Consider the following 14,592-nt stretch of genomic DNA (forward strand, 5'->3'; position numbering starts at 1 on the left):
CTTTTATTGGAGGAATAGCATTTCTTAAGTCGCCTGATTAGATTAATTCCAGGATGTTCTCCAGTTCTTCCATGGAAAGGTCATCATCTCCGAGATCGCTCGGGGTCAATTCTCCATTTTCTTTTGACATGCAATGCCCAATAATGCTGAGCAAGTGATTCCGATAGCTGTCTGCCAATTTCACAATGGTTTCTTCCTTATACTGGAGACTGCTGTAACCAAAACTGATCTGGAGCTTTCCATCCTCGATCATGCCGGAAATATCCAACAAGAATGCTCTCTCCGATTCTGGACTGAAAAGCTGACCCGTACCAAGTGGCGAGAAAGTAAGTCCGCCTGATTTTACATCCGAATCAAATTGTCCGAGGTAGTTAAAGCTGATTTCCGGTTGCAGGCTAAATTGCAGGGATGGACGCAGCTTATCCGCCGTCATCGTGCGTAAAATCTCGTAGCCAATTCCTTTTTTCGGAATATGGCGTAAGCCCTCTTTGATTTGCTTGATTTGGTATGACAAGTCCTTTGATTTTTCCATATCAAGCACGACAGGGAACTGGGATGTGAACCACCCAATCGTTCTGGTCACATTCATTTCATTCTGAATATCTTCGCGACCGTGACCTTCCAGGTTGATGACAGCGTAGTTGGTATTTGCCCACTCTTTCACGGTTAATCCCAACGCAGTCAGCAACAGGTCATTTATTTCGGTGTGATAGGCATGATGAACGTGACGTAAAAGGTTTTCTGTCTCTTGAGCTGTCAACTCGATCTTCGCTGTACGGGTGTGCTTTTGTTTACGATCTGCTGTAACAAAATCGGTTGGCAACTTTTCTGCCGTGGTCACGCTCTCGAGGTTGTGCCAATACGCAGCTTCACGTAAAAGCTCGTCACTCTCTGCATAATCTTGCAATTGAGCCGACCAATCCTTGAATGAATCTGTCTTTTTCGGCAAGACGATCTCCTGATTGTGGAGAGCCTGCGAATAGGCAGATGAAAAATCTTCAAACAAGATGCGCCATGAGACACCATCCACGACCAGATGATGAATGGCAATTAGTAAATGGTCCCCTTCAGTTGTGGAGAAGAGTGCCAAGTGGACGAGTGGTCCCTGTTCCAAATCGATACTGCTTTGGATATGATCAGACAACTCCAAAATACGAGCTGCGCTATTTGCATGATCTTTCAAGTCATACGAATGGAAGCGGAATCGCTCACCTGTCAGCGCTCGATTGATTTGCGTGATTGTCTCATTCTCCAGTTTGTATATCATGCGCAACGCATCGTGGTGCTCGACGATTTTGTAGAACGCCTGCTGAACAAGTCCCGGATCAAAGCCATCCTCTCGGAACAGCATGACAGCCTGATTCCAGTGATGACGGTCAGTGAAATTGCATTCGAAGAACCACTTCTGGATGGGCGTCAAGCCAATCTCGCCTTCTACTACTCCCTGATCACTCTCTCTAGTGTTCGGTATGACATGGGCAGCAACTTGTTCAATGGTCGGATATTGGAACAGTTCCTTCATTGCCAGCGTCCACCCTGATGCGTGCAATCGCGTGGATACCTGAATGGCTTTGATGGAATCTCCGCCCAATTCAAAGAAGTTGTCTTTCATTCCCACTTGCTGAATTCCCAATACCTCTGCCCAGGTCGTTGCAAGTAAATGTTCCAGTTCGTTTTGCGGTGCTTCATATTCTCTGCCCGATTTCTCTTCGTGGCTTGGCTTCGGCAATGCTTTACGGTCAATTTTGTCATTTGGTGTCAACGGCATTTTATCCAACTGAACAAAGAAGGAGGGAACCATATAATTTGGCAATTCTTTTCCCATGAATTCTCGCAGTTGAGCCGGACTTACTTCCCCATCAGCTACATAGTATGCGCACAGGTAAGGTTGCCCCTTGTCATCCAAATGTGTGATGGCTGCTGCCTCAATAATCGTCTCAAATCGCAACAGAACACTCTCGACTTCGCCCAGCTCTACCCGATGACCGCGCACCTTCACTTGATGATCGATTCTGCCGAGATACTCGATATTTCCGTCTGGAAGCCATTTGGCCAGATCCCCAGTGCGATACATCTTCTCTCCTGGCACAAACGGATTATTGACGAATTTTTCAGCCGTCAATTCTGGTCGATTCCAATATCCTCTCGCGAGCGACACTCCGCTGATGCACAATTCACCTATTTGACCGACTGTCTTCAATTGCATTTGTTCATCCACGATGAACAGCTTCGTATTCTGAATAGGTTTGCCAATCGTAATGCTCTGACTAACTGGTTCATGCGGCAAAGCTTTCCAGAGTGTCGCGCAAACCGTACTCTCTGTCGGGCCGTAGCCATTGATATAGGTCACTTTCTCTTTCCATTGCTCTACCAATGCGGTAGATGCTGCCGATCCAGCAGTAATCAGGATGCGCAATGACGGCATACGGTCAGGCTCAAGATAAATGGCATACGTCGGCGGCAACGTGAGAATAGTAATTCCGTTTTTGTAGACGTATTCCTCAAATTTGCGGAAATCATTGATCGTATCGCGGGAGATGATATACAAGCTCGCTCCTGTCAAAAGAGCAATAAACATATCCCACACCGATGCGTCAAAAGAGATACTTGCAAAATGCCCTGGCCGATCTTGTGGCGTTACGCCAAGTTGATTCCTGAACACCGCTTGCAGATTGGCCGCTCCTTTGTGCTCCAGCATGACGCCCTTTGGATTGCCAGTGGTACCGGACGTGTAAATGATATAGGCAAGATCAGACGGCTTGTTGATGCAAAGCAGATTGTCTGTATGCGACGAATAGCTCCCTGCGTCGTCCAAATCGATAATTTCTGCCTGACTGGACACCTTGTGGGTCAGATGATTATGAGTTAGCACGTGCTTCGCTTGACTGTCCTCGATCATGTACCGGATTCTTTCCTCGGGATAATCCGGATCGACCGGCAAAAAGGCGCCGCCAGCTTTTAAAATGGCGAGTGTGGCAATGGCCATTTCCAAGGAACGTTCTACCATCATGACGACGATTTGCGATGGCCCTACTCCTCTTTCACGCAATACGGTGGCTAGCTGGTTCGCTCTTTCATTGAGCTCTTGGTACGTCATCTGATTCTCTTCAAATACAACGGCCGTTTGATCAGGCGTATTTGCTGCCAGTTCCTCAAAGAGCTGTTGTATGGTCTGGTTTTCCGTGTACTCTCTGTCTGTATGATTGAACTCCACCAGCAACAACTGCTTTTCTTCTGCCGTTAGCATCTCAATTGCTTGAAGTTGCTTATCAGGTTCTGCCGTAACATTTCGTAGAATTTGCATGAAATGACGCGACATTCTGTCTACGGTGTCTCTTCTAAACAGCTTGGTGCTGTACTCCAGTCGCAGCAACAGGTCTGTTTCCCGTTCAGTCAGGTGAAAAGACAGGTCGAACTTTGAAATAGCAAGCGCGCTCGTCGATTCATAGGGATGATAGGTCAGTTGACCCAGTCTTTTTTGGTACAGTTCGTCGGTTTGCAGAATGAACATGGTATCAAAAAGTGGATTGCGTCCCGGATCACGTTGAATGCCAATCTTTTCAACCAGACTCTCCAACGGATAATCCTGATGATCATAGGCATCCAGGGCATTCTGCTTGACTTCCATCAGAAACTCCTTGAAGGTCTTCTCTGCTGTCGGTTTGTTTCTGATTGCTAGCGTATTGACGAACATACCGACAATCGGTTCGAGCTCAGCGCGTGTCTTGCCGGAGATTGGCGTTCCGACAACGATATCATCCTGCGCCGTATACTTCGAAAGCAGCAAATTGTAGGCGGCTAGCAAAACCATAAACATTGTCGTTTTCGTTTCCGCAGCCAGCGCGTGTAAAGCTTCCAGCAGAGGTCTATCGGTAGCAAGTACGATTTGATCACCCTCAAAGCTTTTCACAGCTGGGCGTGGAAAATCTGTCGGAATCTCCAAGACAGTGTTATGCCCCTCAAACGCATGGCGCCAATATTCTTCCTGCTTTTTGAAGTCATCTGACTCGTTAAAGCCTTTTTGCCAGACAGAAAAGTCTTTGTATTGGATACGCAGCTCCGGTAATTGTCTGCCTTGGTACAATTCCGCCAATTCATTGAAAATAATCGTGATAGACGAGGCGTCCGAAGCAATATGATGCATGTCATACAAGAGAAGATGACGTTCATCCGAGATTTGCACGAGCCCCATGCGCAGCAGTGGCGGAACAACCAGATCAAATGGACGGACAAACGCATGGAAAATTTCATCGATCTGATCTTCTTCTGCACGCTGATACTCCATTTCCACTTTCACTTGGTCATGAATTTTTTGGACTAGCTGATCTCCTACCATCTCAAAGGAGGTTCTCCATATTTCGTGACGATCTACCAATGCTTGCAGTGCATGCACCAATTGATCGCGATCCAGTTGACCCTCTAGCATGATCATCCCAGGCGTATTGTAGCTGATACCCGCGCCTTCCAACTGATGGAGCACGTACATCCGCTGTTGGGCAGATGATACCGGGTAGTAATCTTGTGGTTCTGCTGGTTGAATCGATGCATCTGGCGCATTCTCACTGTTTGCTATCAGACTGGACAAGGCTCGAACGGTGGGCTGTTCAAAGAAATGCTTCAAAGGAAGATCGGTTTGAAACTCCCGATGCACATGCGCCACTATCGTCATAGCTTTTAAAGAATGTCCACCCAGCTCAAAAAAGTTATCCATCACTCCGATACCGGAGATGCCAAGGACGTTTTCCCAAATCTTTGCCAGTGTTGCCTCTACTTCATTAGCAGGCGCGACATACTCCACACCTGTTGTAGGCTTTCCTTCAGGCTTCGGCAGTGCTTTGCGATCGATCTTGCCATTTGGCGTGAGCGGGAAAGCATCCAGTTGAACGAGATAGGTCGGTACCATATACGCTGGCAGTTCTTGAGATAGATGTGTTCGAAGCGCCGCTTCCGAGATGTTGTCTTTTCCGGTGAAATAGGCAGTCAGATACGCGTCTCCGCTTCCATCCTGATAAGCAACGACAATCGCTTCATTTGTCGTTTCATAGCTGAGAAGAACCGATTCTATCTCCCCGATCTCAATCCGGTATCCTCTCACTTTTACTTGTTCATCCAGGCGTCCTGCGAATTCAATCGTGCCGTCAGGGAGCCATCTGCCAAGGTCGCCGGTCTTGTACATGCGTTCACCTGGCTCAAATGGATTGGAAACAAACTTCTCTTCGGTAAGTTCCGGTTTGTTCCAATATCCGCGTGCCAAACCGAGTCCGCCTATACATATCTCTCCCACTACACCGATTGGTAGCAGCTGGTGCGAATGGTCCACGATGTATATGCTTGTGTTTGCTATTGGCCGTCCAATGGTGATCGGAGCATCCGGGAGCGTATCGCACAGATAGGTGGCGATAACACTGCTTTCTGTCGGACCGTACGCATTGACAGCAATCATCTGCGGATTCATCTCTTTGCACATCTCAACTAACTTCGGTGATAGCTTTTCTCCCCCGAGCACGGCCATTTTCATCGGACTGATCTCATCGGTGGTGCTGCATTCCAAGATCGCTTGGAACAAACTTGGCACGCATAACGTGTAGCTGCAGCTCCATGTTGAGATCAGGTTTTTGAGCGCTATCGGATCTTTGGCTTCTTCATCCTTCGTCAAGACAACAGTTGAACCGGATAGAATCAACGCAAAGAAGGTAAGGACAAAACCATCAAAGGCAAAGGATAGAGCCAACAAACCTCTGTCATGGACAGATAAGGCAAACTCTTCTTTGTTCCACGTCACACTGTTGACAATACCTCGGTGCTCCACCATAACGCCTTTTGGCCTACCTGTCGTACCCGATGTGTAAATGATATAAGCCAAATTGGTAGCCGTATGAATCGGGTCAAGATTTGTGGTGATCCGAGAATAGTTACTCGTATCCTCCAGATACAGGCATTCCACTCCAGCAACAACCTTTGTTCCAAGATGCTCTTGGGTAAGCACCAAACGAGCTTCGCAATCTTCGAGCATGTAGGCAATGCGATCATTCGGATATTCTGGATCGATAGGCACGTATGCTCCGCCAGCCTTGAGAATGGCGAGGATTCCGATCACCATCTCCAAGGAACGATTTGTCATAATCCCAACTCGTTCGTCAGCCTTTACTCCTTTTTTCCGTAATGTACGAGCAAGCTGATTGGCTTTCTTATTGAGCTCCAGATATGTCAACTGTTTGTCCCCGCAAACCAGCGCGATTTGATCAGGGGTTTTCAGTACTTGTTCTTCAAATAGCTGTGGAAGTGTGCTTTCCAACTCAACAGGCTTGAATGTGTCATTGAAATGGACCAGCAATTCCTGCTTTTCTTGCTCGGTGAGCATCTCCATCTGATAGAGAGCCAAGTCCGTGTTCGTGATGACTTGTTGCAAGATTTGGATGTAATGACGCGACATTCGTTCGATGGTCTCCTGCTTGAACAGCTTGGTGCAAAATTCGAAGCAGAACATGAGACCTGCATGGTTTTGGGTTGCTTCGAGCGACAAATCGAATTTCGCCATTTTGCCCTCTGGCACGAAAGGTGTCACTGTCATGCCTTCGATCTTGATCGGATCGGCATCCATGTTTTGCAAAATGAACAAGGTGTCAAACAATGGATTGCGGCTTCGATTTCGATTGACCGCCAGCTTTTCAACGAGTTCCTCAAACGGGTATTCCCCATGCTCAAATGCAGCGAGTGTATTGTCCTTCACTTCTCGTAAAAATTGCTTGAAGCTTTTGGTTGCCACCGGCTGATTTCTCATTGCCAGCGTGTTGACGAACATACCCGTTATGCTTTCGGTGTCAGGGTGCGTTCTTCCAGCTGTCACGGTTCCGACTACCATGTCTTCTTGCCCGGAGTATTTTGCGAGTAAAACATGATAGGCTGCCATGAGCACCATGTAGAGCGTAGTCCCCGTATCGGCCGCCACTCGTTGCAAGCCATCTAGCAGCTGTTTTTCTGTGCGGAATGAATAACGTATCCCCTCAAAACTTTGAACAGACGGTCGAGAGTAGTCCAAAGGCAGATTCAAAACAGGAATTTCACCAGCGAATCGCTCGGTCCAAAACGCTTCCTGTTTTCTGTATTCGTCTGTCTGTGCCAGACCCTTTTCCCAATCCGCGAAGTCTTTATATTGAATGCGTTGCTCTGGCAAGGATTTGTCTTGATAGAGCTGTGCAAGATCGTTCAGGATGATTTGCGAAGACACTCCGTCTGAGATGATATGGTGCATATCGATGATCATGACATGGCGCCGCTCTCCCAGTTTGACCAGTCCAACCCGACTTAATGGAGCCTTTTCCAAATCAAACGGACGCATGAAATCCGTGATGACTTGATTCAAACGTTCTTCTGCCGCTTCCATGTAAGTGATTGGCAGTTTGCATTCCTGATGGATGCGTTGAACCAGCTCACCGTTGATGGTATGGAAGGAGGTTCGCAGCGATTCATGACGACTCACCAGATTGGAAATGGCATACTCCAGCTGCTGCACATTCAATTCCCCATCGAGTACCGTCACAACGGGCAGATTGTACACCGTACTATCCGGATCGAGCTGGTTTAAAATCAGCATGCGTTTTTGCGCTGAGGATACAGGATAGTGCTCTTGCATGACGACCCGCGGAATAGCGAGATACGTTCCTTCCTCTTCACCTTCCACATACTTGGCGATTTCTTGAATGGTTGGTCTATCAAACAACACGCGAAGCGGAACATCTGCTTGGCAGTCTTTTTGCATCCGGGAAATGAGATGAATCGCCTTTAGCGAATGACCCCCCAGTGTGAAAAAATTATCCTGAATGCCAATCGGGGACACGCCGAGTACGTTTTCCCATATGGCTGCCATTTTCTGTTCCAGTTCGGTTGTCGGAGCGAGGTAATCCGCTCCCGTAAAAGCATTCCCCTCAGGTACGGGCAAGGCTCTTCTGTCTGTTTTTCCATTAGGTGTGACCGGAATCCGCTCCAAGTTCATAAAGAAGGAAGGGATCATATACTCTGGCAGCGTTCGTGATAAGTAAGCACGCAGCTCCTCGTTACTGACTTCGTCTGTCAAAACGACATAGGCGCACAAATACTTTCCGCCTGTCTCATCCGTTCTATCGATGACCACGGCTTCCTTAATCAAAGCGTGATTGAGCAAGTGCGATTCAATCTCTCCCAGCTCGATACGATGACCCCTGATTTTTACCTGATGGTCGATTCGCCCTAAAAACTCGATATTGCCATCTGGCAGCCAACGAGCGAGGTCACCCGTTCGATACATTCTTTCTCCTGATTGATACGGGTTCTCGAGAAACTTCTCCGCAGTCAGCTCTGGATTGTGCAAATACCCTCGCCCTACGTTCGCACCAGAGATATACAGTTCCCCAACAATGCCGTCTGGTTTCATCTGCAGCTTTTCATCCAGGATATAAATGCCTGTGTTACTGATCGGTTTTCCGATTGGTGGCAGCTCTGGAATATCCATGCTTGGGTCCATCGTGTAGGTGGTTACCACATGTGTCTCCGACGGCCCGTAATGATTGTGTAAAAATACGTAATGGTTCCGCAGATATTTCTGTAGCTCATGAGTGACGACGAGCTGTTCCCCGGCTGTGATAATGTGCTTGACACAACGCGGGAAGCTTTGCGCATAATCTTTTTCGTTAAAGATAAATTTCAAGAAGGATACAGGGAGGGACAAAATGCTGATCTGTTTTTCCTGGATAAAGGCAAACAGTTTTTCTACATGGCGTCTCATCTCATTCGTGATGAGATAGAGCTGTCCCCCGGAAAGCAGCGTGGAGAAAATCTCCTGGTAGCAAACATCAAAGCTGCATGTGGTATACTGCAATACTTTTTCATGAAAATCGATGTTGGTCTTGGTAAACGTAAAGTGCATCAGATTTGCCATGTTTTTATGCTCAAGCATGACGCCTTTTGGTTTCCCTGTCGTTCCTGAAGTGTAGATAATATAAAACAAGTCATCTGGATGATTGATCGTTTCGACAGATGCACTGCTCTCTTCCCAGATGGCTGGAGCGCTGATATCTATTTTTTCAGTAGAAGTAGTGACTTTCTCTAGTAGATGATGCTGGGTCACTACCAATTGAATCCCGCTATGCTCGAGCATGTAGGCAATTCGTTCTTCTGGCAGTTCTGGATCAATCGGTACAAATGCACCACCGGCTTTCAAAACCCCAAGAATTCCTACAATCATCTCGATGGAGCGATCCATCATCGTACCAACCAGACTGTCTGCAGCAATCCCTTTTCCTCTCAAAAATCTGGCGAGCTGATTGGACTTTTCATCTAGCTCCCGATACGTCAACTGCTGTTCTCCGAATATGACAGCAACCTGATCGGGTGTCCTTTCCACCTGTTCCATAAAGAGCTCGTGCATGGTTTTTGTTGGATAAGCTGCTGAAGTATCGAGGTTTCTGTCCATTAGCTGTTGTTTTTCAGCTTCTGTCAGCAAGGTAACCTGTTGAATCGTGACCTTCGGATTGTTTGCCACGCAAGCCGCAATCTGATTGAGATGTCCAGCCATTTTTTGGATAAAGGCTTCATCGAAAACAGCAGCATTATAATCAAACCGCATCGCAATCTCTTCTTTGGGCATTACCATGACAGTCATGTCATAATTGGTAGGCTCAAACATCTCGACATCAGAAATAGTAAAGCCTACTTGCTGTGTCGAGGCCTTTTTCTGCAAGGCCTCAACCAACGGATAGTTTTCGATGACCATCAGGTGATCGATCAAATCTTGCTTCAATACGGAATCGTTTTGAATATCGTACAAAGGCACATGCTCATATGACTGGGATTGCAGTGTTCTTTGGTGCACAGCCTGTATCAAGTCGGCAAAGGTTTGATCGTTTTTCGCTTGAATGCGGAATGGAATGGTATTGATGAACAACCCAACCATTTTGTCGATTCCGATGATTTCAGTTGGTCGCCCGGATACAACAGAACCGAATAGCACATCATTCGTAGCGTTATAGGATTGGAGGAGAATCCCCCATAAGGTTTGAATCACAGTCGGCAATGTCACTTGATTTTGACTTGCGATCGCAGAAAGCTGCTGCGTCAGCATGCTGTCCAGCACAAAACGATATTGAGCAGGTAGAAAGGCATTGCTAGAAGACTTCCCAAACTTCGGCAAGGAAGTTTGCTGTTCAAATTGTCCCAGATAGTCTCTCCAATATGCGAGAGCAGCCTCTTTATCTTGCTTTTCCAGCCAACGAATAAATTGGCTGTATGGCTGCACCGGATCGAGGGCAATTGGAGCCCCGTTCTTTAAGGATAAATAGACGGAAAGCAGGTCATCAAAAATAATGCTAAAGCACCAACCATCCATGAGTATGTGATGAAAGCTCCAGATGATTTGGAATTCGCTCTCCGTCATTTGGAAAATAGCCACTCTCATCAACGAATCTTTCGCCAGATGAAAGGTTTTCTCTTGGTCATTCCTTTTGTATTGTGTGTAGCGATGCTGCTTTTCTTGCTCGTCGTATGCAGTTAAATCGCAAAATAGGATGGGAATGGGCCGTTCCTTCAAGACAACCTGCAAAGGCTGCTTTATTTTTTCATAGAGAAACAGCGTGCGGAACACATCATATCTCTCTACCAGCACATGCAAGCTATTGGTAAACAAACCAACATCAAGATCGCCCTGAATCGAAATGGACATCTGTACAAGATGAGAGTTATGTTCTTCATCTAGCAAGGCGTGAAATAACATTCCCTCTTGCATGGGCGTCAATAAATACATATCTTGTACTTGTTCTTTGCTAAAAACACTCATTCCGGCACCTCGATATCAACTGTATTTGTCATATTTTCATAATAATGTAAGTCAAGAACATGTTTTTGCCCACAAAATATTAGCAAGCGCTTATTTAGTTAAGTGTATTGGCAAGTAATTCAAAGATGTCGTCCATTTCTTCCATTTGAAGTCCTTTCATACTAAAGTCACTGGGAGTCCGTTCGACTTCTTTTTTCTGCGAGCAATGAGTGATGATCGCCCGGAGATGTTTTCGATAGCTCTCACTCAGTTGATGAATGGACTCTTCTCTAAACTGCTCCTCGCTGTAAGTAAACGTGATGAGAAGCTCTCCACCTTCCATTCTTCCTGTAATATTCAAGGCGGTATAAATCTCGGAATCGGGACTCAGATTGTTCTTTCCATCAGCACCGAGCGAGTTACCTGAACTATACGGAGAACGAGTAAACAATTCGTTGTTAAGGCCTGAGTCAAATTGACCCAAGTAGTTAAACGTCACTTCGGGATACAAGGAATAGGACAAGGAACGTCGTTTTTCCGGTTCTGTCATATATTTTAAAATTTCATAGCCAATGCCTTTATTGGGGATCTTCCTCAAGTTTTCTTTCGTGCATTTGATATGTTCAGGTAAGTGATTCATTTGACTCAAATCTAGTAAAACTGGATATTGGGACGTAAACCATCCGATTGTTCTTGTCACGTTAGCGTGTTCGATCACATCCTCGCGTCCGTGCCCTTCCAGATTAATCACGATTTGGTCAAGCCTGCTCCACTCTGCAACGGCCAGCCCCAACGCTGCGAGTAACAAATCATTAATTTCTGTTTGATAAGCAGAATTGGCCTGCTTCAACAATTGTTCGGTTTCCTCTGCTAGCAATCCGACCTGTATGTTGCGGATACTCTTCTGTTTGCATCCCTTCGTTTCATAGTCTTTCGGAAGGGAAGCATGCCTAGCTTCTGATTCAAGATTCTCCCAATACGGGATTTCTCTCACCAACTCATCACTATTTGCATACTCGTTCAGCCATACTGCCCAATTTTTAAAAGAATCCGTTTTTTCTGGGAGAATGATTTCTTTTCCTGCTAGAACTTGACTGTAGGCAGTTGCTAGATCCTCAAACAGAATGCGCCAAGAGATTCCATCCACGACTAAATGATGGATGGCCAAAAACAAATGATCGCCTTGGAGCGTATGAAACAGCGCTGCCTTTACCAACTGTCCCTCTTCTAAATTCATGCTGCTATGCAAACGTTTCGTCTCTTCTTCGATTGCTTGCTGGACATCCGAATGCGAGGTCAGATCATATTGAAGGAATTGGTATAATTCGCTACCCAATCCACGATTCTGTTGAACGATTCTCCCATTCTCGTTCCGATAGACCATGCGTAGCGCGTCATGATGCGAAAGGATTTTATCTAAGGCCTTACGGATGGCTTCAGGCTCAAATCCCTGCTCACGATACAACACATACGATTGATTCCAATGAAACATATTTGTAAAGTTCTTTTCAAAGAACCATTGTTGTATGGGCGTTAAGGTAACAGGACCTTCGATGATTCCCTGCTCGCTTCTCCTCGTCGTACTTTTGACATAGAGAGCAACCTGCGAAATTGTCGGGTAATTCAGCAAATCTTTCGTGTCTAGTTTTAGTTGATAGGCATGCAAACGAGCAGCGACCTGGATCGCTTGAATGGAATCCCCACCAAGTGAATAAAAATTATCGCGAATTCCAATTTTCTCGATTCCCAATACCTCTTGCCAAACGGTTGCGAGAATCGATTCTGTCTGATTTCTGGGAGGTTCGTAAGCAGGATTTGTCTCAGCAGTAACATCAGGTTCTGGCAATGCTTTGCGATCAATTTTGTCATTCGGCGTGAGCGGCATTTTATCCAGCTTCACGAAATAAGAAGGAAGCATGTACGCAGGTAGCTTTTGAGCGGCAAATTCTCTGATTTGCGCAGGAGTTACTTCCAGTTGCGAAATATAGTAAGCGCACAAATAGGGTTGATCGTGTTGGTCTTCCCTAGCGATTACCACTGCCTCTTTTATTTGTTCATGTTTCAGCAAAACGGACTCGATTTCTCCCAACTCAATCCGATGACCCCTGATTTTCACCTGATGGTCGATTCTGCCGAGAAACTCGATTTCTCCATTCGGCAGCCATTTGGCCAGGTCACCTGTCCTATACATCTTCTCTCCTGGAACAAACGGATTATCTACAAATTTTTCGGCGGTCAAATCTGGACGATTCCAGTATCCTCTGGCTAAGCCTACTCCACCTATGCATAATTCGCCTTCACTGCCAATTGGCTGCAAATGTAGCTCTTCATTGACAATATAAGCGTACGTATTTTGAATCGGTTTACCGATTGGGATCGTTTGGTTGAGGAGCACATTGGAAGGTGCTTCCCATATGGTCGCGCAAATGCTTGTTTCCGTAGGTCCGTATGCATTCACGTACCTAACTTTATTTTTCCATCTATTTACTAAAGGGAAGTTAGCAGCTGAACCTGCCGTAATCATGATGCGAAGTGTTGTAAAATGATCTGGGTTGAGGTGAGTCAAATAAGTGGGTGGCAACGTGATGATGGTCAATTCATTTTTATTCAAATAGTTTTCAAAACTGATGAAATCATGAATCGTCTGTTTGGAAAGGATGTAGAGGCTGGCACCGGTTAGTAAAGCCATGAACATTTCCCATACCGATGCGTCAAAAGACATGCTAGCAAACTGTCCAATCCTGTCTGCAGGTGTTACACCGAACGTATTTTGAAAGAATGATTGCAAATTAGCGATCCCTTTATGCTCCAGCATGGTTCCTTTCGGCTTGCCGGTTGTGCCTGAAGTATAGATGACATACGCCATATCAGTAGGTTTGCTTGGCAAGTGAAGATTGGAATCCGAGCGAGAATCCAGCTGTTCTTCCTCGAGTACGACTACAGGACCACGGTATCCGACGTCATAAACAAGGTTACTGACGTTTTTCTGGGTGATGACGATTTTCGTTTGACTGTCTTGCAGGATATATTGAATCCGATCTCGGGGATATTCGATATCGATGGGAACATACGCTCCGCCAGCCTTGAGGATGGCCAGAATAGCTATCACATTTTCAATGGATTTCTCCATCATCACACCGACGATGCTATCTGTTGTTATCCCTTTTTCGATCAGTGCTCTTGCTAATTGGTTAGCCTTCCTGTTGAGCTCCTGGTAAGTTAATCGCTCATTTTCATAAACGATGGCAACTCGGTGTGGCACAGCTTCTGCCTGTTCCTCGAACAACTGATGAATCGACTTATCCTGTGGATATTCAGCCTTTGTATCATTAAACAAGGCTACCTGTTCTTTTTCCCGCTCCAAGTCGATGAGATTGGTATGATTTCCCAACATGTGTCCCCTCCGATAATTGGCAAACTTTTGTCTATCATGAAGTGTGACAATACAATGTGATGGCCAAACAGGTAAACGAAACTGCAAGGAAATGGTCCGCTAAATCTGAAGATGAAGCCTCAGTGACGAATGGATCACATGGGAAACTCCCTCATCAACACCATTTAATATAATGGCCAAATGTAACAAAATATGTGGGTTTTTGTATCTTTTTTGTAAGTATTAACCATTTCTATATTACTATGGTCATGAACCAATTTTCACCTACAAATTCTCCTCGATTTTACATTTTTTCACAATGGGGATAATTCCCTGTTTGCTCAAAGCGGTTTTCAGGACAAAAGTCACTTTCCACTTTTTGGTCGAAACATGTGCGCTGGTACTCTAGACTAATGGAATCAGGACATGAATC

General features: G+C 45.8%; 2 protein-coding genes. Both read right to left on the reverse strand.

Annotation, left to right across the window (positions count from 1 at the left end):
• Nucleotides 1–37: 37 nt before the first annotated feature.
• Nucleotides 38–10,807, reverse strand: a complete 10,770-nt coding sequence (tycB, locus tag HPY28_RS01050; protein WP_174229914.1) for a tyrocidine non-ribosomal peptide synthetase TycB — start codon at nucleotides 10,805–10,807, stop codon at nucleotides 38–40.
• A gap of 94 nt (nucleotides 10,808–10,901) precedes the next feature.
• Complete coding sequence (tycA, locus tag HPY28_RS01055; protein ID WP_174229915.1) at nucleotides 10,902–14,180, reverse strand: tyrocidine non-ribosomal peptide synthetase TycA; 3,279 nt, start codon at nucleotides 14,178–14,180, stop codon at nucleotides 10,902–10,904.
• Nucleotides 14,181–14,592: the final 412 nt, after the last annotated feature.

Origin of the sequence: Brevibacillus sp. HB1.2, assembly GCF_013332495.1 — a bacterium.
GTDB classification, from domain to species: Bacteria; Bacillota; Bacilli; order Brevibacillales; family Brevibacillaceae; genus Brevibacillus; species Brevibacillus porteri.